Source organism: Paenarthrobacter aromaticivorans, assembly GCF_019038615.1.
Taxonomy (GTDB): Bacteria; Actinomycetota; Actinomycetes; order Actinomycetales; family Micrococcaceae; genus Arthrobacter; species Arthrobacter aromaticivorans.
Window position 1 is genome coordinate 202936 of record NZ_JAHOPC010000004.1, and the last position, 25583, is coordinate 228518.

The following is a 25583-nucleotide window of genomic DNA, read 5'->3' on the forward strand; positions in this document are numbered from 1 at the left end:
TTGTTTAGTGCCTCAAACCACAACCATCACCACACGTTCCAATGCCCGCGAGATCTTGCGCCTGGCAGTACCCGCGTTCGGCGCGCTCATAGCCGAGCCGCTGTTCCTGCTCGCCGACTCCGCCATCGTTGGCCACCTTGGCGTAGATCAGCTCGCGGGTGTTGGCCTGGCATCCACCGTTATGCATACCGCTGTGGGACTTATGGTCTTCCTGGCATATTCGACGACGCCTGCAGTCGCCCGGGCGATCGGTGACGGAAAGTTGGCGAAAGCTTTGGCAGCAGGGCGCGACGGCGTCTGGCTGGCTTTGGTGCTGGGCATTTCGCTCGCTGTGGTTGGCTTTGTCGCTGCCGAACCCCTCGTGGGCCTCATGGGCGCCACTGGCGACGTGCGTGGGTTCGCGGTGGATTATCTGCGCTGGTCGATGCCCGGCCTCGCCGCGATGCTCCTGATCTTCGCAGGTACTGGCGTGCTCCGCGGCCTTCAGGACACCCGGACGCCTCTGGTGGTTGCCACTGCAGGTTTTGCACTGAACATCGCGCTGAACTGGTTCCTCGTGTACGGCCTGCATCTCTCCGTTACTGGTTCGGCAATCGGCACCAGCATTGCCCAATGGGCCATGGCCACCGTGTATCTGGTGATGGTCGGGCGAAATGCACGGCAACACGACGTGTCCTTCAAGCCCGATTGGCACGGCATTCGGGCCATGACCAAGGTGGGCTCGTGGCTGATGCTCCGCACGCTCAGCCTCCGTCTCGCCATCCTCGCCACGGTCCTCGTGGTCACAGCCCAGGGTGCGGTGAACCTCGCGGCGCACCAGTTGGCGATGACCATTTTCTCCTTCCTCGCCTTCGCTTTGGACGCTCTCGCCATCGCAGCGCAAGCCTTGATCGGCAAGGAACTGGGTGCGCGAAATGCTGGCCGCGTCCGTGAACTCACGCGGACCATGATCCGATGGGGTCTCGGTTTTGGGGTGGTCACCGGGTTGCTGCTGGCGTTGGTTGCTCCTTGGGCCGGCTACCTCTTCACCTCTGATGCCGGTGTCCGGGAGGCTCTGACGCTGGCGCTCTGGGTCCTCGCCGTCGGACAGCCATTGGCCGGCTACGTGTTTGTCCTCGATGGAGTTCTCATCGGTGCTGGCGACGCGCGTTATCTGGCGATTGCCGGCGTCGTAAATCTTGCGGTCTATGGGCCGTTGCTGGCGGCCGTCCATGTCATCAGGCCCGACGGCGCGGCGGGGCTGGTGTGGTTGTGGGTGGTCTTTGCGCTTGGCTACATGCTCGCCCGTGGAGTGACCTTAGGGTTGCGCGCGCGGACCGATAAATGGATGGTGCTGGGTTCACACTAAACTGGACGGGTGACTCTCCCAGCGAATTCTGCCCAGACACCGTCTGCCTCCGTGGCCGAGCTCTGGAAACCCGTGCTGGTCCGCGCCGCCGTTGCACTGGTGTTTGGCCTGGTTACGATCTTCTGGGGATCGCCTTCTGTGCAGGTCCTCGCGTGGGCTATCGGCCTATACCTGCTGGGGACAGCTGCCGCTCTGTGGATGTCCCGCGTTCTGCCTAAGGCCGTTTCCGTAGTCGTCGCAGTGGGCGGTGTGGCGGCTTTGGTCACTCAGTCCGATGCCGGCGTCGCACTCTCCGCCGCCGCCGCACTGCTCGTGCTTGGCGTTTTTGAACTGATCCACGGCCTGCGGAATCGCGACTCGTTGACCCGTGATTGGCTTGTTTCCGGCGTTATCGCTGTGGGTACCGCATTGGCGTTGCCGTTCTTCATTTCGCTCGGGGCGCACGCGCTTTTGGGGGTCGCTGGCGGCGGTGCGATCCTTTCCGGAGTGTTGTGGATGCTCTCCGGACTCACCCTCCGGCATGACGCTCAGTCGGGGACCCAGGCCACTGCGCCGGGTGCTTCCCCTGAGGCCGTAAACTAGTAGCTGGACGTTCTACTCTCTGTAGAACTTTTGCAACCGGCGGGCGCCGAACAGGCCCGCCATCATTGGAGGAATGACCGTGGCAGACCAGACACCAGGAGAGCCGCGCAAGATGCGGACCTCGGTCAAGGGACCCCTCATGTTCTCCGCGTTTTTCGCTGCACTGGCATTCGTCGCCGTGCTGATCTTCGCTTCAGGCGGCAGTGCCCACACTCCGCGGTTCGATCTCGCATTCACCGGCGCAGGTATCGCGTTCATCGTGAGCCTCGTGGTGGCGGCCATGCTTTCCATGAGCCACAAGGAAAACGCCGAGCACCTGGGCAAGGGCTCCGGCGTCAATCTCAGTTCCAAGCGCCCCGGGCGCGGCGGTTCCGCAGCTCCCGGTTCGGCTGCTGATGAGACAGAAACGCCCGACGCCGGCCACTAGGCTCCCGGCCTTAGTCGCCCTCGGCAGCCTTCCTCGCCCGATACGCCGCGACGTGGGCCCTGTTGGCGCAGTTGCCTGTGTCGCAATAGAGCTTTGAGCGGTTGCGGCTGAGGTCCAAAACCACGGCGTCGCAATCGTCCGCGGCGCATACACGCATGCGGTCCATCTCCTGGCTGCGGATTACGTCAACGATTGCCATGGCAGCTTCTGTGCCCATGCGGTCGGCCAGGGGTGCTTCCGGGGTGGTGGCGTGGAGATGCCAGTCCCAGTGATCGTGCTTGACGAGTTGCGGGAGTGCCTGCGCGTCTATGAGCAGTTTGTTCACGGTCTTTGCGGCGGTGTCCTCATCGGCAGCCCAGAGTGATGCCAGCTCGCTACGCAGCCGCTTGACGCTGCGCAATTCTGCTTCATCGTGGGTCCTCGAACCCGAGAATTCTTCGGCCTCCAAGAACTCGTCGAGGTCCTCTACTGATGCCAGCGAATCCTCGCCGTTGGCTGCTGTGTTGATGAGATTGACGACGGTGCGAAGTGCAATCTCGGTGTCAGGCGCAAAATGCACTTTGACTCCTTACATGTTTCGGGAGTACTGTCATGACCATAAGCCCACTTTACTCCTGACAGGAGGCTGCTGTGTCAGCTACAAAGACGAAGGCTGATGCAAAAGGTTTCCTGGCCTCGGGAGTCGGCATCGCCCTGTTTTCCTCCGCGGTTTTCGGAACTTCCGGCTCGTTCGCCAAATCCATGCTGGAAACCGGCTGGTCACCCGGCGCTGCCGTTGCCGTGCGACTGACGGGTGCCGCACTGATCCTGGCGATTCCCGGCGTCGTGGTTCTTCGCGGCCGGTGGCACCAGCTGAAGGACAACTGGCTGACTATCCTGCTGTTCGGCCTCATCGGAGTCGCTGGCTGCCAACTGTTCTACTTCAATGCAGTGGCCCGCTTGTCCGTGGGTGTCGCACTGCTGCTCGAATACTTGGCTCCGGTTATGATCGTGCTCTGGCTCTGGATCGCCAGCCGCCGCAGGCCTCGGGCCCTTACGGCCGCCGGCGCACTGCTTTCATTGGGTGGGTTAGTCCTTGTCTTGGACCTGACCGGCGCTGTGAAGGTGGACTTCATCGGCGTTCTCTGGGGCATGGCTGCGGCAGTGTGCCTGGTGATCTACTTCTTCATCACGGCCAAGGAAAACGACACCCTTCCCCCTCTGGTCCTCGCCTCGGGCGGGCTTCTGGTGGGCGCACTGGTCATGTGGCTGGTGGGCGCCTTGGGATTGATTCCCATGACTTTTAGCACCGCTGATACGAGCCTCGGCCCATGGACGATACCGTGGTGGGTCTCAGCCGCGGGACTCGTTATTCTCGCGACCGTCCTGGCCTACGTCTCCGGAATCATGGCCGCGCGCAGCCTGGGCTCGAAAGTGGCGTCTTTCGTTTCCCTGACGGAGGTGCTGTTCGCCGTGATCTGGGCTTGGCTGCTGCTGGGCGAACTGCCGGGTCCCATCCAGTTGGTGGGCGGACTTCTGATTGTGGGCGGTGTGGTCCTGGTCCGCGTGGACGAGCTCCGGGGTGACCGGCGCGTCGCCCGCCCGGAAGCGGAAGCTGCCGCGGCACGGGTATTGGATCACGCGAACGACGTCGAGCCCGTCCCGTCGAGGCCGGCTGCCAAGGTGCCGCGCGACTAGACCAAGAGGAACTCCCGGGCTCGTTCGCACAACCTGCCCTTGAGCGTCAGGATCAGCGAACAACCTCGGGATTCGGCTTAGTTGGGTTCCGACTTAAAAGGCGAATGGCCCGGGCGCTGTGTGCGTCCGGGCCATTCCCAACTGTCTTAGTTGGAAGCCTGCTGCTGCTGCTCAGCGTTCTTCTGAGCGCGGTCGCCAGCTTCGCGAAGGGCGTCGGCAACCTTCTTCAGGTTGGAAGCGTGCTGGCTGTCCCACTCGCTGCGGAACTTGTCAGCGTCCGGGCCCTTCCAGTCGGTGCCGTCGAGGGCACCCTTCAACTGTGAACGCTGCTGCTCGATGTTCTCGGCGCCAGCCTTCAGCTTGTTACCGAGCTGACGAAGCTGATCAACATCTGCACCCCAAATAGCCATGAGATTCTCCTTCATTTGTTCGGACCCGAGCTCTTCGGCATCCCCAGCGGCCTCCGGCTCATCCGGAAGATCCAATAGCTAAAACCTATCGTGGGATTCCAAAAGGCGTCGATGGGCACCCCTCCCCATGCAGCGCTGCCCATAGTTAGCATGGGGTTATGTGCCGGAATATCAGGACTCTTCATAACTTCGAACCACACGCTACGTCGGCGGAGGTGGAGGCCGCCGCGCTGCAATATGTGCGCAAGATCAGCGGTTCCACCAAACCTTCCAAGGCCAACGAGGAAGCCTTCGCTGAGGCCGTCCACGAGATCGCCCACATCACCCAGCATTTGCTGGATTCGCTGGTGAGTCATGCCCCCGCGAAGAACCGTGATGAGGAAGCGGCCAAGGCAAAGGCCCGGGCCGCGGTCCGTTTCGGAACCGCTTAGCCCGGACCCTGGTTATTTTCCGAACGAGCGCAGCCGTAGGGAGTTTGCAACAACAAGCACGGAGCTCGCTGCCATCGCCGCGCCCGCGATCATGGGATTCAGCAGTCCAAGAGCTGCCACTGGGATACCGATCGCGTTGTAGAAGAATGCCCAGAACAAGTTGGTCTTGATGGTGGAGAGCGTCTTGCGGGAGAGCTCAATAGCCTGGACGAGCTGACCCAGATCGCTGCCCATGACCGTAAGATCCGAGGCTTCGATCGCGACATCCGTGCCCGATCCCATGGCAATGCCCAGATCGGACTGTGCCAACGCAGCGGCGTCATTCACGCCGTCGCCCGCCATGGCCACAGTTGCGGCGGAGGCCTGGAGCTTCCGAACTGCGTCGACTTTGCCTTCGGGCAAGACCCCAGCGAACACATCGTCAGGAGAAATCCCGACGGCGGCAGCTACTTGGGCGGCCACGGCAGCGTTATCACCTGTCAGGAGCATCGGACGGATACCCAGGTCCTTCAGTCGCTGGATGGCAGCCGCCGAGCCGGGCTTGATGGTGTCGCTCAGGCTGATGATTCCGGCAGCTTGACCGTCCACAGCCACCCAGATAGCGGTGGCGCCGCCATTCTCCTGGGCTGCGAGTTCGTCCCGCTGGCTGGAATCGAGGGCAATGCCGTTCTTCTCAAGCCAACCCGATCGGCCCACGACAACCGTTTTTCTGGTGCCATCCAAAGCCACGGTTCCCCGGACTCCGCCGCCGGGAGCGGAACTGAATTCATCCACGGCCGGAAGAGTACCGGCGTCGGGCGTTGCTTCCCTGGCCGCCGCTGCAATCGCATGGGCGATCGGGTGCTCCGATGCCGACTCAACCGCACCGGCCAGCGTGAGGACCGCGGCCGGAGAATGCCCGTTGAGGGCGACCGTATGGTCCACGGCTAGCTTGCCGCTGGTCACGGTACCTGTCTTGTCCAGCAGGATGGTGTCCACGTGGCGGGTGTCCTCGAGCACCTGCGGACCTTTGATGAGGATGCCCAACTGGGCGCCACGGCCCGTTCCTGTCAGCAGGCCTACAGGAGTTGCAAGGCCCAAGGCGCAAGGGCAGGCGATCACGAGGACAGCAACCGCAGCGGTAAACGCCGCGTTCAGGTCGCCCGAGAAGAACAGCCACAGCAGGAACGTCACCAACGCAAGCACCAGCACGATCGGCACGAACACCGCGCTGATCCTGTCCGCCAAGCGTGCGATCGGTGCCTTTCCAGTCTGCGCCTGGCTGACCAAACGGCCCATCTGCGCCAAGGTGGTATCGGATCCAACCCGTGTGGCGCGTACCAACAGGCGGCCAGAAGTATTGATGGTGGCGCCTGTCACCTGACTGCCCGGACCGACCTCGACCGGAACGGATTCGCCGGTAACCAGAGAGGCGTCGACGGCGGACGCGCCGTCAATGACCACACCGTCCGTGGCGATCTTCTCACCTGGGCGGACCACGATGACGTCATCTACCAGGAGTTCTTCAGCAGGTATTTTCTGCTCCCGGCCGTCCACGAAAATGGTGGCATCCTTGGCGCCAAGGTTCAGCAGGGCCTTCAAAGCGTCGCCGGCCTTGGCCTTCGCATTCGCTTCCAAGTACCGGCCCAAAAGCAGGAACGTGGTGACAACCGCGGCGACCTCGAAATACAGACCACCACCGGACATGCTCTCCATGCCGGGATGCTCAGTCATTCGAGGATCCGCGAACAACTGCCACGCGGAGTAGAGGTAGGCCGCGATCACCCCGATGGAAACGAGCGTGTCCATGGTGGATGCGAAATGCCGGGCGTTGATAGCGGCGGCCCTATGGAACGGCCACGCAGCCCAACTGACTACCGGCAGCGCCAGGGCACCGACAATCCAGCCCCAATTGGTGAACTGCAGGGCGGGCACCATCGAGATTGCGAAGACAGGGACGGTCAGTATCGCCGCCGTGATCAGGCGTGGGCGGAGTGTTGACGCCGCTGGGCCGTGCGACATGTGATCTGCGTGGTCGGCTGGCTCCGTGGGTGCGGAACCGTCGGCGCCGCGCTCTGCATGCTCGCGCGTGCCTCGCTTAGACGCATGCTGCCGCACGCCTCCGGCGGTTCCGCTGTGGTCGTGGCCGGTTCCGGGTTCCGCAGTGTGGGTCGACTCAGCTTGTGCCACGTGTCCTGCATGGGTGGATGTGTTTGCGTGGACACTGTGATCCGTGACGTCGGTGCTGCTCTCGGCGGGCGTGAGTCCAACGTGGTGGTGCTCGGTGTGGCGCTCGCGGGTGTGGGGGGCCGGGGGTTGGCGGACTTTGGCTTTATAGCCTGTGGCGTTGACGGTGTCCACGATTTGCTGATCCGTTACCGTGGCCGGAACCGTAACGTGGGCTGATTCCAAGGGGAGATTGACGCTGGCTTCAACGCCTTCAAGCTTGCCGAGCTTCCGCTCAACTCGATTGACGCACGAGGCGCAGGTCATGCCCTCTATGTCCAGTTCGATGACCCGGGTTTCGGGCTGGTTGAAGGTCTCCTGGCTACTCAAGAGGACTCCTAGGCTTCGTTGGCTACCACCAAGTAGCCGGCTTCTGCAACGGCTTCGCCTATTTCTGACGGCGAGAGCTCGCTGGTGGAGGTGATGGTCACGGTGGACAGGCCTCCAGGGTTGAGGTCAACGGAGACGTCTTCCACTCCGTTAAGTGCTTCGAGTTCCTCGCTCACGCTTGAAACACAGTGGCCGCAGGTCATGCCGGAAACGTTGACGTTTGTCTGGATGGTCTGGCTCATGATGCGCTCCCTTGTAGTGAGTTGAATGGTGTGGTGTGTGCTGGCGGAGTTACCGCAACAGGCGCCCGATGGCATCGGTGGCCTCCTTGACTTTGGCGTCGATTTGTTCGGCCCGGGCTTCTGGATTGGGTTCGGAGGCGGCGCCCACCACGCAGTGGCCGATGTGCTCCTCAACGAGCCCAAGGCTGACGGCGTGCAGGGCTTTGGTGGCAGCAGCTACCTGCGTGAGGATGTCGATGCAGTACTTGTCCTCTTCCACCATGCGCGCGATGCCGCGGACCTGCCCCTCGATGCGTTTCAGGCGGCGTAGGTATGCATCCTTGTTGCTGGTGTAACCGTGCGGCGCGGCGTGCTCCAGGTCGGCTTCGATGGTGGGGAAGTCGCCGCCCGGTTGACTGATACTCAGGTCTGCATGGCTCATGCATTGAATGTATACCCCTTGGGGGTATCAAATCAAGTACCCCCTGGGGGTATCTTCTCGATGGAAGCTATACCCACGAACTGGGTGTTGCAGCCATTCTGTCTACAAAGTCCAGAACGGCGGGATGTGCTGGATTGATCAGATGGCCTCCCGATACCAGCACTGATTCTGTATAGGGGAGTGCACCGGACAACCGCGAGGTGATAAGTCGGAGCACATGCGGAGAGCCTTCGGCAGAGAGGATGAGACTTGGCCGTCGGATGTCCGCAAGATCGTCCTCATTCATCTCCAAAGGGGAATCACTGAGATCGAGTCCCCGGCCACGAATCTCGGCCAGGACTGCTGGGCTGGTGTGGGCGAGCATTTCATGGATGTCGCCCGGCAACGCATCCCAAGACTGAACGCCCCAGGCTTCGCGCATCACAACCTCCGCCACTCCGAACGGACGGTCGCGCGAGGCCCCCAGCACCCGCTGCCGCAGCCCGCGAGCCCAAGTGTCGGCGTCGGGATCTATTGTGAACAAAGCCGGCTCCAGCAGGACGAGCGCTTTCACCTTGTCCGGGAAATGCCGCGCCAACCCCAGGGCTATGAGCCCGCCAGTGCCCGGGCCGATGACCACGGCGGGCCCTGCGTGGAGTGCGGCGAGGAGGGCCGCGGCGTCGTCGACGTGCTGGATAAGGTCCAAGGTGGACGGAGGCGGGACGAGTGCGCTGCGGTGGAAACCGCGGCGGTCGAAAATGATGCACCGCCCGTGATTACTCAGCGCCACAGCGGCTCCGGCCCACAGAGCTGCCGAACCAGGCGTGCCATGTAAACCAAGAATAGGCACGCCCTCGCCGTGTTCCTCGTAGTAAAGCGCGACGCCGTTAACGCTCACCTTCGGCATGTTTCCAGCCTAGGGCTGCCGGTGACCGCCGTGAAGAACGTTGGCCTGTCGCGTCAAAGGATGGCGGTCATACTGTTCCAGCCCTGCCCAATTCGTACAGTGGGCAGCCACGCTCCGCCACTCGCACTGGGATACAGGAAGAGTGCGCCGCTGCTGTCGCGGGCCATAATGTCCGGACGCCCGTCGCCGTTGAAGTCTCCCGGGGCGACGATCGCGGTCATCGGGTTCCATCCCTGTCCCACCTGCTTGCGGTTCCCCCACCAGCCTCCCGTCCCATCGCCGCTATAGAGCCACAGGAGCCCGGAGCCGTCGCGGGCGAGGACACCGGGCGTACCGTTGCTATCGAAATCACCAGTGCCAACGATCGCGGTCAGGGCGTTCCATCCGGCCCCCAGATTGGTTCGGGGAAGCCAATCCCCGCGGCCGTCACCCGGGTACAACCAGAGGATTCCCGACGTGTCCCGGGCCAAAATGTCCGACGTGCCGTCTCCGTTGAAGTCGCCCGGTGTCACGATGGCGGATATGGCGTTCCAGCCTGAGCCGACGTGTACACGGGGCAACCAGCCGCCCGCGCCGTTTCCGGGATACATCCACAAATGGCCAGCGCCGTCGCGGGCCAGGACGTCCGGTTTCGTGTCGCCGCTGAAATCGCCAGGACTTACGACGGCGGTCATGGAGTTCCAAGCCGACCCCACCTGTGTGCGGGGTTGCCATCCAGCCGCGCCGTTTCCGGGGTAGAGCCATAGCAAACCTGACATGTCACGGGCAAGGAGGTCCGTTTTCCGATCTCCACTAAAGTCGTTCTTCAGCTGGGACGGAATGCGCCCGTCAATAACAGCCACGGTTCCGGCCCATTTGGCGACGTAGATTCTGTTGGTGGCATCGTTAACCGCAATAGCGGTTCCGGACTTCACAAATAGCGTCGACAAAGCAAAAGTTGTGCCATCGATGACTTTGACACCGAGGTAGTTTCCACCGAGGTACACCTTGTTGGTCTTTCCATTGACCGCGATTTTCTCTGGTGTTTCCCCTGTCCTGATATCGATGGGACCGCCACCCTCACCACCGAAAACGGACAGGACCCCAGTCAGCGATGACAGCGTTCCGTCCCCGAGCAAGGTGCGGCCCAGGTAGACCCTGTTGTTCGTTTCATCGACAGCGAGTCCAGCCGGGCTTGAGTTCAGATCCGAGTAGATCGGCTGCACTTGGTTGGAAGCCCCGTCCAAGACTTCGAGTTCCATATAATTGCGGACACGCGAAGCAATGTAGACCTTGTTGGTGACCTGATTGACAGCCAAGTTGGTGGGCCAAGCAACGCTGGAGCCCATGTCGATCTGAGTCACGCTGTTAGTGGCACCATTAATCACTTTCACGCCGTTGGCCAAGACATAAACGCGGTTCGTAGCCTGGTTGATCGCTACTTGTGTTACCCAGTCAGTGTTGATGGTTGTGCTGGCGTTCGTTTTTCCATCGATCACAGACAGGCCCGCCCGGCCACCGACGTAGATTTTGTTCGTGGTTTGGTTGACGGCGATGGCATATGGATCGGGACCAACGGAGACTTGGGTCACGGCATGCGTACTGCCATCAATAACTGCAACCGTTCCGCTCGCTTCGCCGCCTTTGTTACTCACATAGATCTTGTTCGTGGCGATATTAAGGGCCAGATCCGCCGGGACCCCACCTGTTTTCACCTTGGCAGTGGCTTGCGTCCTCCCATTGATGATGGTTAGCCCGTCGTTCGTCGTGACGTACACGGTGTTGGTGACAGGGTTGACGACAATGTTGCTGGCTCCCTCGCCCACGCTAATGTTGTTCACCACGACGTCGGCCCGCGCCGGATTACCCGGCATCGCGCTAAGTACCAGGGACAGCAAGGCGGCGGCCGAAAGCACAGCTGCCAACCGCCGTCGAGGTTCCTCCGAAGTGCGATGAAAAAGCAGAGCTGAATTACCGGCAAAAATTCCCATTGAAATCCCCCAAAATGCCACAGACTTGCCCGCGTCGTGGGCTGGAGTCTACCCCGGCGGCATCGGGAGGGGGAGGCTCAGCGTACTGTTTGCTTTGGCGGAACGAGGATCTCCGCTGAATCCGCTCTTCATAAAGGAGGACACGTGAAAACCTCACCGGCCACCAAAGAACTCGATCCTGCCGCCTATTTTCGCGCCAAGTTGCAGTGTGAGATCGACGTCATGGAAGTGGCGGAGTCGGAGCAGGGCTCCCTCGTTGTGGTGGACACGCGGCGGCAGTCCTCATGGGACCACGGGCATATTCCCGGTGCGGTACATATTCCGACCGCGCAGATTCCAGCGTTGGCTGCTGACCTGATCCCGGCGGCCACAAAAGTGGTGGTCTATTCGTGGGGTCCGGGTTGCAACGGCAGCACCTTCGCGGCGCTCGCATTCGCCGAGCTGGGATATTCCGTGAAGGAAATGATAGGCGGAATCGAGTACTGGATCCGGAACGGCCTACCACTTGAGACTGCTTCCGGCGTCAGCTCGCAGAAGCCCGATCCGCTGGTAACAGCTCACGCGTGATGTCCCTGGAAAGCGGGGTGGGAATGTGGCCGTTTTCGTACTGATCCACGGTGGCGGTTCCTCGGCATGGGACTGGCATCTGGTCAGGCCACTGCTTGAGGCATCCGGGCACGGCGTCGTAGCGGTTGACTTGCCCATCGAGGACGAGGCTGCAGGGCTTGGGGATTACAGCCAAGCAGTGACTGCAGCGGTGGGCGATGCTCAGAACACCATCGTGGTGGGCCACTCGCTGGGAGGCTTTACGGCACCCTTGGTTTGCGAGCAGCTCCACTCGGAAGGCCTTGTGTATTTGGCTGGAATGATCCCACTGCCAGGCGAGACATTCGGCGACTGGTGGATCAACACCCGACACAACCGGGAGACCATTGACCCGGACCCTCAGGAAGCCTTCTTCAACGAGGTCCCTGAAGACCTCGCGGATCAGGCCCGCGACAGGGAGCGCGATCAGCGAGGTACTTGGATGCCAGGGCCCTGGCCTGGTCGGCATCCAGCCGTCCCCACCATGGCAATACTGTGCCGTGACGACCGGTTCTTTCCGGCTTCATTCATGAGACGCCAAGTACATCAGCGGCTTGGAATCGAACCGGTGGAAATCCCAGGGGGTCACTACGCAGCCTTAAGCCATCCGGAAGCTGTGGCTGCAGTATTGAACGATTTTGCCCAGAAAATCGCCCGAGAGTCGGGCCACTAATGCTCGGCTGTCAGGCCTTCTTCAATTCCTCGGCGAGCATGACGAGAATTCCGCTGGGGCCGCGAAGGTATGTGAGCTTGTAGACGTCGCCATAGGTCGCCACGCCGCGAAGGGGGTGGAATCCGTGCTTTGCAGCTACTTCAAGGGCCTTATCGATATCGTCAACCGAAAAGGCCACGCGGTGCATGCCAATGTCGTTGGGGCGAGTGGGGTCCGACTCGATCGCTTCCGGGTGGATGTATTCGAAGAGTTCAAGGCGACCCTGCCCGTCCGGAGTTTGTAGCATCGCGATCTTGGCATGGTTTCCATCAAGTCCTACGGCAATGTCCGCCCACTCGCCGCTGATCGTGTCACGGCCGATGACGGTAAGACCAAGATCGGTGAAAAAGGCGATTGCTTCTTCGATGTCGCGAACAGCGATTCCCACATTCTCAAATTTGATGGCCATGCGTTGAAAGCTACCAAGGTGCAGCGCTTGGCTCCAGCTACTTTGACCACGGATATAGTCGTCCACATATTCAAACTCGTTGCACCGGATGCTTCCTATTACCACTCGTTTGCCGAGTCGCACCGCGAGTGGAATGGGGCCCATCAGGACGGTGCGGGGTTGTTGGCGGACGACGACATCACAAGCCTGGAAGGCTTCGCGGCCTGGGCTCTGCAGGAAGTTTGCGCCCGTTTGGCTGCGGCGGGAGAGCCCGACCGCGTTCTTTTGACTTGTGATGATGCCAATGCGGCGTCCGCCAAGACCATTGAACGTTGTGGCGGCCAGCTTGAGGATCTGCGGGAGGCTGAGAGCGGGCGGTATTTTCGGCGTTACTGGATTGACGTCTCGGCCAAGCCACGTCTAACAAACCAGCCATAAACCCCCGGCGCCGGCACTCAGGTTCCGATTGCAACCGTCATGGTTTTTGAAATCTGCGAACCGGCGCTTGCAGCGCCGTAGGAACTGTGAATAGAATCACTGGCACAGGGTAAGAATTGAGACTTCCTGTTGGAGGTCTCAATCTGCCCATTTTTTGTTTTACAGGCGACGACCTCTGACGAAACGGTTTCACGACAGAGAGGTCGAACGAATGTCTAGCTTGGTCCTTCGCGGTGTGCACGATGTCGTGTCCTACATCGACGCCCGCCCCAGAATTTCCGGTCGAGCAGGCCTTATCTGGTGGCTGGCTTTGGGTGGCCTGTTCCTGGATGCCTTTTCCAACTCGGCATTGAGTGCCGGGCTCGGTCCGATGACCAGAGACCTGCACCTCAGCCCAACACAGATAGCGATCCTGACGTCCTTGGCCTCCTGGGTAGCCATTGCGTTCAATCCAATCGGCGGCTGGATGGCGGACAGGTGGGGGAGGATCCCACCGCTCATCTTTGCCAAGTTCCTTGCTTTCGCCGGCGCTGGCTTCGCGGCCTTCGCACCGACTTTTGAGCTTGTTCTGGTGGGCAGGTTCTTCGTAGGTGCTGCTTATGGCATTGATTTTGCGATTGCGATGGCCGTTTTGGCGGAATTCACGCCGGCGCGCTTGAAGAGCCGCCTGAATACGTGGCAGGGAATCTGGTACACGGCTGTCAGCAGCAATCTGATTCTGGCGATTGCTTTCTACAATTTGGGGGTCGGCGACTCGATTTGGCGGTTTGCGGTTGGCTCTGCCGGGGTGGTGGCACTGGCGCTGTTCCTGGCCCAGATCATCTTCATGGTTGAAAGCCCCACCTGGGCGGCCCGAAAAGGGCTCTTGGACCGCGCCGCTGCTTCCATGAGCAAAATCTACGGGCAGGACTTCACTCCCGCTCCGCTGGCGGACCGCACCCCGATCCTGAACATGGCTAACAGGGGCGCTGCCAATATCGCCCTCATCTTCCGGGGTACCTATCTGCCACGAACGATCCTGGCGGCCACCGTGCAGATTGGCCAGTCCATCCAATACTTCGCGGTCGGCTGGTACTTACCCATCATCAGCCTCACCCTTTTCGGGTCAGACTTCGTAGTGGCAACCTTAGGGGCCTTGGTCTTCAACGTATTTGGCATTATCGGCGGCTTCATGTCGCCAAGGATCGGCAAGATACTTGGCCTTCGTCGGGCCTCAGCAGTCGGATTTGGGGCCGTGTTCGTGATGCTCCTGATCCTGGGCTTCTTCTACGAGACCCTGCCGATTTTCCTTGCCTTCCTGGTGCCGTCCTTGTTCATCCTGTTCCACTCCGGTGGTCCAGGCGCTAACGGCAAGAGCATCTCCACGCTCTCCTTCCGGAGCGAACTCCGGGCGGGCGCCAACGGTGTGATCGGAGCATTGGGCAGTACTGGCGCGGCATTGGGATTGTTGATCTTCCCGCTTTTGAAAGCAGAACTGGGACTGGGGCCAACGTTCCTTATCCTGTCCGCGGTTCCCCTGGCTGCCTGCATCATTTGCTCCATCATCAAGTGGGATCCAACCCGCGCACCCGTCAGCCCCGACGAGGAGACCGACGCGCCTCAATTCAGGAACGACGCCGCCCAAGTCGCCGTCCCCACCCGCTGACACGGAAAAGAGGAAGCTTTATGGGAAATTCGGCCGTTCTGGCAATAGACGAAGGCACCACAGGGACACGGGCGGCGTGGGTTACCTCCGACGGCGGAGTCCATGGCTTGGAGTATCGACGGTTGTCTGTCTCAAGCCCCCGCCCTGGTGTGGTGGAGCAGGACGCCAACGAAATTCTGGACAAGACGCTGGACGCGTGCCGTGCAGTCCTCAATCGCGCCGCTGATGAGGGTGTCGACATTCAAGGGATCGCGCTTGCCACGCAACGCTCGACTGCCGTCCTTTGGGACACCGTTACAGGGCAGGCACTGGTGCCGGCCATGGTTTGGCAGGACAGCCGATACGCTACTGAACTTGCCATCTTGGGAGAGGAATGGAACGAACGGCTTGTCGCATCAGTTGGGCGCCCTGCGGGAGTACGTTCCCCCTATCTCTGGGCCGCCCATCATCTGAGGGAAACCCGCGAAGTGGAAGTCGCGTTTCGGGAACGCCGCTTAGGCTTTGGCACCGTTGAGACCTGGCTGTTGTGGAGTCTCACCGCCGAACGCTCATACGTTGCTACAACGACGAATGCGACGTCGGCCGGCGGTTACATTCTGAGGGACCATGCTTATGAGCGGGACTGGATCGAGGCCTTGGGTTTTCCCTCGGACTTACTGCCCGAGCTGCGTCAGGATGCCGATCACCTTGGTCACAGCGACAGTTCCAAATTGGGCATTTCAGTGCCAGTGCTGTCCGCCATGGGTGATCAGCATGCCGGTACCGTGGGTTTGGGATGCTTGCGTCCCGGACAAGCAATGTGCGTTCACGGCACGGGCAGCTTTGTCGATCTTGTGACGGGCAGCAACATGCCGGCGCGGCCGGGGCTGTACGAAGGGACGTTAAGCCTGGCTGCATGGCGCCGGCACCACGAAACCACCTATGCGGTGGAAACATTTACCGCGACAACGGGTTCGGCGCTGGACTGGGTATGCAGCACTCTTGGCTGGTTCGACTCTCCGCAGAGAATCAGTGAATTGGCTGCCACGGTGGACGGCTCCAACGGCGTTATGTTCATTCCCGCTCTGACCGGTCTCCGCATGCCAGTTGTAGAACCGAACGCCCGTGCATCGCTGACTGGATTCTCGATGTCCAGTACTTTGCCGGAAATCGCCTACGCAATCCTGGAAGGCATTGCCCATTCTGTGGCCAGCAGTGTGGAGGCCAACGAGGCAGTGTCCGGCATTTCCGTAACCGAGATCGCAGTGGGCGGCGGAATGTCGGCCAGTGATCCCCTGATCCAGATGCAGGCTGACCTGACAGGCATCCCCATGCGTCGCTTGAATTCCTGTGACACGGCAAGCCTGCGTGGCGCCGCATTCATGGGTGCCGCGGACGGTTTGCTCTGGAGTTCCCTTACCGAAGCCGTCGAATGCCTGGGTCCAGGAGACCTCTTCGAACCACGACTAACCGCCGCTGAACAACTCGGCCGCCGCGATGCATGGAATTCGCGTATCGCCAGTGAGTTGGCGCTTGTCCGTGACTCCTGACACCGACTACCAGCCACGACCCAAGACAATTGAGAGAGACATACCTTCATGATTTCCATGCCCTCACGCAAACCGAAAGCCGGGCGTGCCCGGATGGTTACGGACAGCCCCCTGAAATTGGACAGGGCTGAGCAGATCAACCGCCTGGATGGCGGAGAATTCGACATCATTATTGTCGGTGGCGGTGTCACAGGAGCCTATGCGGCCATGGACGCGGCACTACGCGGCTACCAGGTGGCATTGCTGGAAAAGGATGACTTCGCCTCGGGCACCTCCTCCAAATCGTCCAAGATGATCCATGGCGGGCTTCGGTATATCGAACAGGGCAACCTACCGCTGGTGCGACACTCGCTCCTGGAACGCCAGCGACTGCGTAAAAACGCTCAACACCTGGTCCAACGGTTGCCGTTCCTGTTTCCGGTGCTCTCGCATGCGGGTGTCTTTGACCGCCGCCTTGCAGCAGGATTTGAAAGTCTTCTCTGGACCTACGATCTGGCGGGCGGGTGGCGCGAGGGCATACTCCATCAGAAGTTGACCAAAAATGAAGTCCTTTCCCACTGCCCTACGTTCAAAGCTGAAAACCTTGAGAGCGGCTTCCTGTATTACGACGCACGCGCCGACGACGCGAGGCTGACGCTGACCTTGGCCCGCACCGCAGCATTCCACGGAGCAACCGTGCTTAACGGTGCAAAAGTCACTGAGGTGACCCGCCAGGGCGGCCAAGTAAACGGAGTAGTTATCGAAACCGGAACCCGGGAGCTTCGCGCCAGCGCCAGCGCTGTCATCATCGCCACTGGTGTTTGGCTTCGGGACTGGACCGGTGCCGGCAAAGAAGTTGACGCGCCCAATATCCGGCCAGCCAAGGGCGTTCACATTGCAGTCCCATGGACCAAAATCCGCAACGACTGCACGGTAACCATCCCGGTTCCAGGACGCAACCGGCGCGCCACTATCACCCGCTGGGGCAATACGTCCTACCTGGGCACCACTGACGAGGACTACAACGGCAACCTCGACGATGTGAACTGTACTCGCGAGGAGATGGACTTCCTCCTGGAAGGCGCCCGGTCCGCACTCAACATCGATGTAGAGCCGGAGGACGTGCTTGGCAGCATAGGCGGTTGCCGGCCCCTGGTTGCACCTCCGGGAGGGAAAACCCTGGAAGTTAAACGCAACCACGAGATCCGTACCGACCCGGATGGGCTGGTGACCGTCGTCGGAGGCAAGCTCACCACTTCCAGGCACATGGCCGAACAGACCATTGACGCAGCGCAGAAAGTGTTGGGAGAAAACCGCCGCTGCCGAACCAAGAACGCCTACCTGCTAGGTGCTGCTGGTTACGACGCTGAGGCGATTGTTGCCTCAGGTGGCCTTGCTTCGCATTTGGGGGAGCGGTACGGGACAGAAGCCCGATTCGTCACGGACATTCTGGCGGAGGACCCAGGGCTGAACAAGCCGATCATTGACGGCTTGCCCTACTTGGAAGCGGAGGTCATTTATTCCGCACGCCATGAGATGGCCCGCAATGTCGATGACATCATGTCCCGCCGGACCCGGGCCCGGCTTGTCGCCCGGGACGCCTCTGCGGAAGCTGCAGAGCGGGTGGGCCAGCTGCTCATGAAAGAACTCGACCTGCCCGCAACGGAAATTGATGCCCAGGTTGCCAGCTACAAGAACCAAACCGCGCATGAACGCGCCATCCTGATGGGAGAGAACTAGACAATGATCAGCAAGGAAGCAGTAAAACGCGGCTACAACCGAGGCAATTACACTGTAGGTGCGCCGACTCAGCCGCACTTCGCCCAGACCTTGGGGTCCCTTGACGGGAAGGCTGCCTACTCCACAAACCCAGCCACGATCAACACGGACATTTTGGAGAAGTTGGCTTCAGTCGCGGACAGGATTGTCACTGAACCCCAAGAAGTGCTGGACGGTACCCGCGACTGGTGGGCCGGCACAATGATTGCAGAAACGGGCGGGCAGCCAGCCACTTCGGACGCCGTGATTGTCCACGTCTCCAGCGTTGAGCAGGTGCAGGACATCATGCGGATAGCCTCGGCATCTGGCATCCCGGTAACGGTCTCGGCAGGACGCAGCAACGTCACCGGTGCGGCGCTGCCCATTGCCGGTGGCCTCGTGTTGGACGTCTGTGGCTTGGACAAAGTCACCAGCTTCGATGAGGAGAGTCAGATCGTTGAAGTGGAGGCCGGCGTCTTTGGAGACATTTTCGAGCAGACAATCCAGGCCAACTACGGCATGACCATGGGCCATTGGCCCTCCTCTTATGCCATCAGCACTGTGGGTGGGTGGGTCGCCTGCCGCGGCGCCGGCCAACTTTCCACCCGTTACGGCAAGATCGAGGACATGGTCCACGGACTCGATGTGGTTCTGGCCAACGGGGAAGTGATCAGTGTAGGCAATGGTGCCCGGGCCGCCGTCGGTCCCGATCTGCTCCAGCTCTTTATCGGGTCGGAAGGAACTTTGGGCATTATCACCAAAGTCCGTCTCAAACTGCATCGGCTGCCTGATTACGGCCGTGCGGTTGCCTATGGGTTCGCGACCTTCGCCGAAGGGCTGGAAGCATGTCGGCAAATAATGCAGCAGGGGGCAACGCCAGCCGCGCTCCGCCTATACGACAACCTTGAAAGCGGCGTGCAATTTGACCTTCCGGATACCAACGTCCTGTTGGTGGCAGATGAGGGTACCCAGGAACTAGTGGATGCAGGGATGGTAATCAGTGAACGCGTCTGCGCCGCAACGGGTAGCGAGCTCAACGGAGAAATGATCTTCGAGCGATGGCTCGATACCAGGTACCTCACGGGTAAGAGTGCCGAGGGTTTCAAACGAGGACCCGGTTTTGTGGCCGACACCCTGGAGATGATCGGCAATTGGAAGGAATTGCCCGCCATCTACACCGAAGTCGTTGACGCACTCAACGCCATACCCGGTACTCTCGCAGGCTCCGCGCATCAATCACACGCGTACATTGATGGAGCATGTTTGTACTTCTCCGTGCGCGGCGATGTTGAAGTGGATGAACGTGCCAAGTGGTACAGGTCCGCGTGGGACGCCGCCAACAAAGTCATCATCCGGCATGGGGCGACGCTGAGCCATCATCACGGCGTTGGCTTGTTGCGCGCACCCTACATGGAGGCGTCCTTGGGCGGCGGGCTCGAAGTACTCCGGGCGGTTAAAGGTGCGCTGGATCCCAAAAACCTTCTGAACCCGGGCAAACTGGGTCTTTAGCGTGCGCTTGTGCAGGTGACCCGCATACAACGACGAGGATCCAAAGATGATTGAATTTCCACAGGAACTGGACCTTCGGCTCAGCCGCAATCCTGTGATCGGCTCCGTATTCGGCGTCGACGCGGTGCCAGGCTTTCTCAGCTCAGGATGTCAGGTGTGCATCCTTGCCCATGTGGCATTGCATGAGCTTGAAGGACTGCTTCACTCTCTGACGGCTGCCGGCAAGTTCACTTTTGTGAACATCGATGCCTGCTCCGGGCTGGGGCAGGACCGGGGCGCCGTGGAATATCTAAAGAAGATCGGCACTGAGGGATTGGTCAGCACCAAGACGGCTTTGATCCAGCGCGCCAACACCATGGAAATGGTGACAATGCAGAAGGTCTTCGTGACGGACCGGTCCAACCTGCCGCGCAGCACCGGGGCTGTTGAACAGAGCAAACCCCACTTGGTCCAGGTGATGCCGTGGCCCGTTATCGCCCACCTTTCACCGGCAGAACTCAGCAGCCTCACCCCCTTCGTTGCTGCCGGCTTCATCCGTACGGGCGGCGATGTGGCGAGGGCCCTGAGGGAAGGTGCCAAAGCGGTTTCCACCAGCGCTGCCGAGCTATGGGATCTGGCCGGACGAGACAGCGTCGAAACGTCAACAAACTGATACTCAACCCATAAGACAAGGAACGGAATGTCAGAGACGCACTTCCAAGTAATTGCCCATTATCACGCCATCACCCAAGAAGTAGAGGAAGTCGCCGGGTTGCTCGGCAAGCTGGCGGAAGCCAGCCGTCAGGAGGAGGCGAATCTGGCCTACGACTATTTTCAATCCGTGAACGATCCAGGGCACTTCGTGATCCTGGAGAAGTACACCGATGCAGCTGGTTTCGCCGCCCACCGAACGTACGAACACTTCAAGACCTTGGCCATTGGCGAGATCCTTCCGCGCCTGAATAGCCGAACCATTGAAACGTATGAAGGCCGTGGCGATGCGTAGCGCCGTGCTCCGCCGCGCTGGCGCCCCGTACCCATACGCGGACAGCAGTCCCCTCAAACTCGAAGAGCTTGAACGTCCAAAACCGCGCGCGGGGGAGGTGCAGGTGAGAATCGAGCGTGCGAGCCTGTGCCACTCGGACCTTTCCGTTGTCAACGGAAGCCGACCCCGACCCCTTCCAATGGTTCTGGGCCACGAAGCTGCGGGTACGGTTACCGAAGTCGGCTCAGGCGTAATGGATATTAAGCGCGGAGACCACGTCGTGATCGTTTTCGTGCCCAGCTGCGGTAACTGTTCGGCGTGCAACGCTGGTCGCCCAGCGTTATGTCGCCGGGGTGCCGAAGCAAATACCAGCGGCGACCTGCTCCACGGTGATGCCCTGCTCATTGGCGGCTCAGACGAACGCATTAACCATCACCTGGGTGTTTCCGCTTTCGCCGAATATGCCGTCGTTGCCCGCGAATCCCTCGTGGTGATCGATGACGACGTGCCTATGGATGTGGCCGCCATGTTTGGTTGCGCCGCACTCACTGGTGTCGGCGCAGTACTTAACACGGCCCAAGTAACGGAAGGCCAGTCAGTTATTGTGTTCGGTCTCGGGGCGGTGGGGCTAATGGCCGTGATGGCAGCTGCGCAAATTCCGGGAACAACAGTCATTGCCATTGACCCGCTGGCAGAGAAACAGCAGCTCGCATTGCGCTGCGGCGCCGACTACGCGGCAGGGCCCGACGAGGCCGCCGACTTGGTCGCCGCCAACACGGAAGAGGGAGTTGACGTATCAATCGAGGCAGTGGGGCACGCCAAAGTTATGGAAGCCTGTCTCTCACTGCTGGCGCGCGGCGGAGCCCTGGTATCGGTGGGCCTACCTGACCCAAAGCAAACCCTGACCGTCCAGGCCCTCCAATTCGCCGGCATGGGCAAACGTCTGCTGGGGTCCTACATGGGGGATTCGGTGCCCAGCCGGGACATTCCCCTTTACATCCAGATGTGGCGGGAAGGGCGACTCCCCGTGGAGCTGCTGCATACGGACACCAAACCGCTGTCCGAGATCAATGAAGCCTTGGACGCGCTCGCAAAAGGAAGCATCGTCCGGCGCCTTTTCACCACTGCCGAGCCATAGCGCTGGCAAACCGGCCCACCAAACCCCGACGTCGGCACTTACGCGGGTGCCGACGTCGGGGGCTTCTATTCGGTCTCGGCTTCCTTCAGAACCAGCGCGGTCCCCTGGAACGCCCGCAGCTCAAGGAAGAAGCTGCCAAGATCATCCACTTGCCCCACGTTTTCGCCGCTGAAAAGATCGTGGACGCTGGCGCCAGGGACAAGATGCGAGGACTGGATGCTGCCTGCGATGTCCTGATCGGAGAAGTTCAGCACGGTGACTTCAAGCTCGCCGCTGCCGAGTTGGTTGACCAGGACGAGCAGCCCGCGGTTGGAAACATCGGGCACGTCCAGCAAAGTGCTCGTCGCGATCCCGGACTCTTCCCTTACTTTCAGGATCTGCTGGAGGCGCCGGGCGTAGGAGGCTGGATCCTTGAGCTGTTCAGGCAGCGGACCGTAGAGGCTCCGGGCACGCGCCATGCCTGCGAGGGATGTCTTGGCATCGGGGCTCGTCCCCATGAGGTCGTGCGCCCCGCGGTTGATCCAACGGGTGTCGCCCTGCGAGGTGAGCTCCCTTACTGTTTCGCGATCCAAGGCGGTGATGCCGGTGAGGTCCCAGCCGGAAAGTGCGAAGACGCCAGGCTGCAGCGCGTTGTACATTGACAGGAGCACGTGGGCATCCAGGACCTGGGACTCTTGCTCCGGGGTTATCGAGTCCGGATTTTTGATTCCCAGCGCCGCCATGAGGAAGCTGACGGTGGTGCAGGCGATGCCGTTGGTGGTGAAGACCGCGTTGTAGGGCCCGTTCTCACCGGTGAGGCGTTCCCGCAGGGTGCTTTGAACCTTCTCGGCAACCTCGGCGCCCGTTAATTCTTCGCCCCCAAGCTCGAAGATGTCTTCCCTGTGGCCAGCGGCAAAGTGAAGCAGCTCGTAGGTCAGTTCGTCGTGGTTCTGCAGTGCGTGCACCAGCGAGGCCTGGTCCACACCAATCTCCATGGCCAACCGAAGCGTCAGCCGCAGGAACTCGGTATCACCGGTGACCAGCGCGTAGTGGTAGGCCGGCCGGGTGATGAAGTCGTACGAGAGATCGGGGCCAGACTCGGACTGCGCCTTGATGTCATCAATGGTGAGGTTGAGTTCCTGGAAGGAGAACCCACCCACTTTGCGGATCATCGAGCCAATGAGCTGGTTCGCTGCCTCGGACAGGGGATGGCCTTCTGACCAGCCCGGCTGCTCCTCCGCGCTCTTCTCCACGCCGAGGAACCCGTTGGCATCCAGCCGCAGGGCGCCGGTGCCCAGGTCCAGGAGGGAGTGCAGCGCATCGCCCACCACCAACCGCATCCCGGCGAATGTGGGGTCAAGCCAGTTAATGGATGGTTGACCGGCCTTGAAGTAGTGGAGGTACACCCAGCGGCGGGTTTTGCCGGTGGTATCCACAATCGGCCTGGTGGCGCTCCAGTTGGTCTCCTTGACCCCGGGTTCGTAGAAGATCACGCGTTGGAGCCTGCCGATGATGTACCCGGCTTTTTGCAGGGCCTGCTCGGCGTCTGGACTGATATTCACTGAATCTTCGCCCTCGGGAACATCGGGCAACAGGCGCCAGTCTTCCTCAGGAATATCCACCATGTGATAGATGCCCGGGTAGTCCCGGAAGTTCATCTCAGCAAGACGGAAGTCGGCGCCTTTGCCTGTATGGCCGGGCACGATGTCGTCGATGACCGTCCCGTCGTGATCTGCGGCGACTTCGCACATCCGGCGGAATTCTTCTTCGGTGCCGAATGCCGGATCGATCGCCATGCTGATGCGGTCAAAGTGACCATCTACGCTGGGCGTTTGGGACCAACCGCTGATGCCTCCGGCCAGCTTGACGGGACCGGTGTGGAGACCACGGATGCCGATCTCCCGGAAGGCTTTCCAGAGCCCGGGCTCTCCCAACGCCGACAGGAATGACTGACCCTCGCGGGTGATGAAAGAGAGAGGGTAGGCCGTGAACCACACGGGTGCGCGCTCCACAGCAGCCCTGGGGTTTGGCCGGGCGTAGGCGTTCTGCCACATGCTTGCTTGGCCTGAGAGTTGCCGGGCCATGGTGTTGGCGTCGCCGAGCATCGACTGGTTGCGAAGCCAGTCCACATACGTGGGATTGCGCCCATCGAATTCCAAGGAAGGCCTGGCAGCAAAGAATTGCCGGCGCCGTGCGATCGGCCGTAGCGCCTTTGGGCGAGCGGGATAGAACTGTTCGTCGAAGGTGATCTCGGGTGACTCTGTGGCGGTTTCGTCGGTTTGCGTTTCCTGCGGATCCTCCGTTGTTTCGTCTGGATTCCCGTTGGTTTCTGACACGCTCTCGCTGACTACAGGCTCCCGCACAGCTTTCTCCTTTACGTGGTCGCCGCGTCAACGCCGACCGTCCGAGGGGGTCGTTCAAGAGGTCACGTACCCGGGCTTGCCCGGAGTATTCATGCTAGTCACGACGGCATGGGGTTTGTCGAGCTTGGGAGAAGTGAGTCGTCAGGTTGCTGGCCAATGACGTGATTCCAGGGCGCCCGAACGTCTGAGCTCAGAAGTCAAGCAGTTGGATTTCACTGGAACCATCGCTGTACGTCACGTGAACGGGCACTCCTCGGTCAGTCGCGTTCTGCAACTCATTTCCGGGAAGCCAAAAGGCGAATTGGCCTTTCGCTACGGTGGCGAGCACTTCTTCCTTGTCAGCGTTGGTGTAGGAAACACCTGTGACATCGGCACCCACGCGGCCTGACGCAATCGAGATGGGCTTGTCTGCGATTACTCCCGTTCCCAGTTGAGTAGCAGCGATGCCTCGGGCGGGGAGGGCGGTGACATTAGCCGGTTTACCGATGGAACCTATGATCCCTTTGCGGAACCAGGCTGCCGTGGCATCGGTAGTGCATGTTGCTTCAAAGCCGTCAGCTCCAGTGAGAACGACCGTGACCCAGGCACCGCGCCGCTCGGCGATGGCTACTTCCGCAGCCGAAAGTTCGGTCGAGTACATGCCACCGCCTACGTTCTGTTTCGAGTTACGGCAGTCTGAGACGGCGTTGTCACGGTCTGAGCCAGTGAGTGTTCCGGGGGCTGCCGTCCAGGTCGCGAAGGCCGGGTCACCTCCCGAGAGCGCCGGCATGATGACAAATCCGGCTGTAACTGCTGCTGCCAGGCCCGCAAGAGTGAGCGCGCGTCGGCGCTGGCGGATCTTGGGTTTATTGGACTCGTGGCTATCTGGCAATGTGCTGCTGGAGGCAATTGCTGGTTGAGAACTGAGTATGCGGTTCAGGTCCGCGTGCGCCCGGATAGGATCCGGCGGTGAACTTTGTTCTGCTGCGTCCATGGAGCGCAGAAGTGTGTCGAGTCTCTGATCACTTTTCATAGCGTTGCTGCCTTTTCAGGTGATGCCGCCGAAGTATCGGAAGCAGGATGAGGGAGGTGGTCAAGGAGGAGCCGCAAGGCCCGTCTGGCGCGAGTCAATCTCAGACGGAAAGCCACCGGTGAGATTCCCAGGACTTTGGCAGCCTGCGGCGCGGCAAGGTTTTCAAACACGGCGAGTCCCAGGGTTTCCTGATGAGCTTCAGATAGAAGCTGCCAAGCACGGCTCAGATCAATGCGGTGATCGACCAGTTCGGCATGCGAGGCGTTGAAAGCATCCGTTGTTGTTTGAGCCAGCCGAACACCTAACGCTTGACGTCGCCGATCTCCACGGTGAGCGTTCAGGAGGAGATTCCGTGCAATTCCGAAAAGCCAGGCTCGGGCTTCACTTTCATCCGCTGGAGCTTCAGAGAAGCGTTTCCAGACAATGAGAAACGCCTCTGCGACCACGTCCTCAGCACTTGCTGGTTCCGTCCGTCGCTGAACGAACCGCAAAAGGTCGGTATATGCAGCTTCGTATAACGACCGGAAGGCGTCCGCCCTATCAGGGGCTCTCGATAAATGACTCATACCCTGTACCTGTCCGCCACCTGCCTAAATGTGTCGCCGATGATCGAACAATTCTGGCAGCTACTCTGGAACTCCAACCCATGCAGGCC

General features: G+C 60.7%; 26 protein-coding genes. 15 read left to right on the forward strand and 11 right to left on the reverse strand.

Annotated features, from left to right (window positions below):
- Window positions 1-7: 7 nt before the first annotated feature.
- From KSW38_RS09455 to KSW38_RS09465, 3 genes are all read left to right on the forward strand, one after another.
- On the forward strand, window positions 8-1348 hold the full coding sequence (locus tag KSW38_RS09455) for an MATE family efflux transporter (protein WP_216924530.1): 1341 nt from the start codon (window positions 8-10) through the stop codon (window positions 1346-1348).
- Between the two features lie 9 nt (window positions 1349-1357).
- Complete coding sequence (locus KSW38_RS09460; RefSeq protein ID WP_308169317.1) at window positions 1358-1930, forward strand: DUF308 domain-containing protein; 573 nt, start codon at window positions 1358-1360, stop codon at window positions 1928-1930.
- Window positions 1931-2003: 73 nt separating this feature from the next.
- Entirely contained in the window at window positions 2004-2357 is a 354-nt protein-coding gene (locus KSW38_RS09465; protein WP_216924532.1) for a hypothetical protein, read from the forward strand.
- A gap of 10 nt (window positions 2358-2367) precedes the next feature.
- Here the strand turns inward: KSW38_RS09465 and KSW38_RS09470 are convergent, their stop codons facing one another.
- Window positions 2368-2916 (reverse strand): CGNR zinc finger domain-containing protein, encoded by a 549-nt coding sequence (locus tag KSW38_RS09470; RefSeq protein ID WP_216924534.1) that lies wholly within the window; start codon window positions 2914-2916, stop codon window positions 2368-2370.
- Between the two features lie 71 nt (window positions 2917-2987).
- Between KSW38_RS09470 and KSW38_RS09475 the strand changes: the two genes are divergently transcribed.
- Window positions 2988-4034 carry an EamA family transporter gene (locus tag KSW38_RS09475; protein WP_216924536.1) on the forward strand — a complete coding sequence of 349 codons (1047 nt, stop codon included), beginning with the start codon at window positions 2988-2990 and terminating at the stop codon, window positions 4032-4034.
- Between the two features lie 146 nt (window positions 4035-4180).
- Here the strand turns inward: KSW38_RS09475 and KSW38_RS09480 are convergent, their stop codons facing one another.
- Window positions 4181-4444, reverse strand: a complete 264-nt coding sequence (locus tag KSW38_RS09480) for a WXG100 family type VII secretion target (RefSeq protein ID WP_216924666.1) — start codon at window positions 4442-4444, stop codon at window positions 4181-4183.
- Between the two features lie 158 nt (window positions 4445-4602).
- Between KSW38_RS09480 and KSW38_RS09485 the strand changes: the two genes are divergently transcribed.
- The gene (locus KSW38_RS09485; RefSeq protein WP_216924537.1) at window positions 4603-4875 is read left to right on the forward strand and encodes a DUF2277 domain-containing protein; all 273 of its coding nucleotides are present in this window, start codon (window positions 4603-4605) and stop codon (window positions 4873-4875) included.
- A gap of 12 nt (window positions 4876-4887) precedes the next feature.
- On the opposite strand, the gene KSW38_RS09490 is transcribed toward KSW38_RS09485, so the two are convergent.
- The 5 genes from KSW38_RS09490 to KSW38_RS09510 form a co-directional block, all read right to left on the reverse strand.
- On the reverse strand, window positions 4888-7410 hold the full coding sequence (locus KSW38_RS09490; RefSeq protein WP_216924538.1) for a heavy metal translocating P-type ATPase: 2523 nt from the start codon (window positions 7408-7410) through the stop codon (window positions 4888-4890).
- Window positions 7411-7418: 8 nt separating this feature from the next.
- Complete coding sequence (locus tag KSW38_RS09495; RefSeq protein WP_223935099.1) at window positions 7419-7652, reverse strand: heavy-metal-associated domain-containing protein; 234 nt, start codon at window positions 7650-7652, stop codon at window positions 7419-7421.
- A 49-nt stretch (window positions 7653-7701) separates the two neighbouring features.
- On the reverse strand, window positions 7702-8073 hold the full coding sequence (locus KSW38_RS09500; RefSeq protein WP_216924540.1) for a metal-sensitive transcriptional regulator: 372 nt from the start codon (window positions 8071-8073) through the stop codon (window positions 7702-7704).
- 67 nt (window positions 8074-8140) lie between these two features.
- Window positions 8141-8959: an alpha/beta fold hydrolase gene (locus KSW38_RS09505; RefSeq protein WP_216924542.1), complete on the reverse strand. Its 819-nt coding sequence runs from the start codon at window positions 8957-8959 to the stop codon at window positions 8141-8143.
- Window positions 8960-9012: 53 nt separating this feature from the next.
- The gene (locus tag KSW38_RS09510) at window positions 9013-10854 is read right to left on the reverse strand and encodes an FG-GAP-like repeat-containing protein (protein WP_308169321.1); all 1842 of its coding nucleotides are present in this window, start codon (window positions 10852-10854) and stop codon (window positions 9013-9015) included.
- 297 nt (window positions 10855-11151) lie between these two features.
- Here KSW38_RS09510 and KSW38_RS09515 point away from each other — a divergent pair, with 297 nt between their 5' ends.
- Both KSW38_RS09515 and KSW38_RS09520 read left to right on the forward strand, forming a co-directional pair.
- Entirely contained in the window at window positions 11152-11496 is a 345-nt protein-coding gene (locus KSW38_RS09515; RefSeq protein ID WP_216924667.1) for a rhodanese-like domain-containing protein, read from the forward strand.
- Window positions 11497-11521: 25 nt separating this feature from the next.
- The gene (locus KSW38_RS09520) at window positions 11522-12187 is read left to right on the forward strand and encodes an alpha/beta fold hydrolase (RefSeq protein WP_216924546.1); all 666 of its coding nucleotides are present in this window, start codon (window positions 11522-11524) and stop codon (window positions 12185-12187) included.
- A 10-nt stretch (window positions 12188-12197) separates the two neighbouring features.
- On the opposite strand, the gene KSW38_RS09525 is transcribed toward KSW38_RS09520, so the two are convergent.
- Window positions 12198-12635, reverse strand: a complete 438-nt coding sequence (locus tag KSW38_RS09525; protein ID WP_216924547.1) for a VOC family protein — start codon at window positions 12633-12635, stop codon at window positions 12198-12200.
- A 27-nt stretch (window positions 12636-12662) separates the two neighbouring features.
- Between KSW38_RS09525 and KSW38_RS09530 the strand changes: the two genes are divergently transcribed.
- The 8 genes from KSW38_RS09530 (at window position 12663) to KSW38_RS09565 (ending at window position 21574) form a co-directional block, all read left to right on the forward strand.
- Window positions 12663-13052, forward strand: coding sequence for a GNAT family N-acetyltransferase (locus KSW38_RS09530; RefSeq protein WP_223947383.1), 390 nt, complete (start codon window positions 12663-12665; stop codon window positions 13050-13052).
- Window positions 13053-13263: 211 nt separating this feature from the next.
- Window positions 13264-14697 carry an MFS transporter gene (locus KSW38_RS09535; protein WP_216924549.1) on the forward strand — a complete coding sequence of 478 codons (1434 nt, stop codon included), beginning with the start codon at window positions 13264-13266 and terminating at the stop codon, window positions 14695-14697.
- 20 nt (window positions 14698-14717) lie between these two features.
- Complete coding sequence (locus KSW38_RS09540) at window positions 14718-16226, forward strand: FGGY family carbohydrate kinase (RefSeq protein ID WP_216924551.1); 1509 nt, start codon at window positions 14718-14720, stop codon at window positions 16224-16226.
- 57 nt (window positions 16227-16283) lie between these two features.
- Window positions 16284-17945 carry a glycerol-3-phosphate dehydrogenase/oxidase gene (locus KSW38_RS09545; protein WP_254186280.1) on the forward strand — a complete coding sequence of 554 codons (1662 nt, stop codon included), beginning with the start codon at window positions 16284-16286 and terminating at the stop codon, window positions 17943-17945.
- A 3-nt stretch (window positions 17946-17948) separates the two neighbouring features.
- Entirely contained in the window at window positions 17949-19472 is a 1524-nt protein-coding gene (locus KSW38_RS09550; RefSeq protein WP_216924554.1) for an FAD-binding oxidoreductase, read from the forward strand.
- A 46-nt stretch (window positions 19473-19518) separates the two neighbouring features.
- Window positions 19519-20124, forward strand: coding sequence for a glycerol-3-phosphate responsive antiterminator (locus tag KSW38_RS09555; protein ID WP_216924556.1), 606 nt, complete (start codon window positions 19519-19521; stop codon window positions 20122-20124).
- Between the two features lie 27 nt (window positions 20125-20151).
- Window positions 20152-20457 carry a putative quinol monooxygenase gene (locus KSW38_RS09560; RefSeq protein ID WP_216924558.1) on the forward strand — a complete coding sequence of 102 codons (306 nt, stop codon included), beginning with the start codon at window positions 20152-20154 and terminating at the stop codon, window positions 20455-20457.
- Complete coding sequence (locus tag KSW38_RS09565; RefSeq protein ID WP_216924560.1) at window positions 20450-21574, forward strand: alcohol dehydrogenase catalytic domain-containing protein; 1125 nt, start codon at window positions 20450-20452, stop codon at window positions 21572-21574. The genes KSW38_RS09560 and KSW38_RS09565 overlap by 8 nt, the downstream gene beginning before the upstream one ends.
- A gap of 65 nt (window positions 21575-21639) precedes the next feature.
- Here KSW38_RS09565 and treS read toward each other — a convergent pair whose 3' ends face one another.
- The 3 genes from treS to KSW38_RS09580 all read right to left on the reverse strand — a co-directional run bounded on the left by treS (window position 21640) and on the right by KSW38_RS09580 (window position 25494).
- The gene (treS, locus tag KSW38_RS09570) at window positions 21640-23916 is read right to left on the reverse strand and encodes a maltose alpha-D-glucosyltransferase (RefSeq protein ID WP_216924562.1); all 2277 of its coding nucleotides are present in this window, start codon (window positions 23914-23916) and stop codon (window positions 21640-21642) included.
- Window positions 23917-24106: 190 nt separating this feature from the next.
- Window positions 24107-24889, reverse strand: coding sequence for a hypothetical protein (locus KSW38_RS09575; protein WP_254186281.1), 783 nt, complete (start codon window positions 24887-24889; stop codon window positions 24107-24109).
- Window positions 24890-24924: 35 nt separating this feature from the next.
- Window positions 24925-25494 (reverse strand): RNA polymerase sigma factor, encoded by a 570-nt coding sequence (locus KSW38_RS09580; RefSeq protein ID WP_216924566.1) that lies wholly within the window; start codon window positions 25492-25494, stop codon window positions 24925-24927.
- Between the last annotated feature and the right edge of the window lie 89 nt (window positions 25495-25583).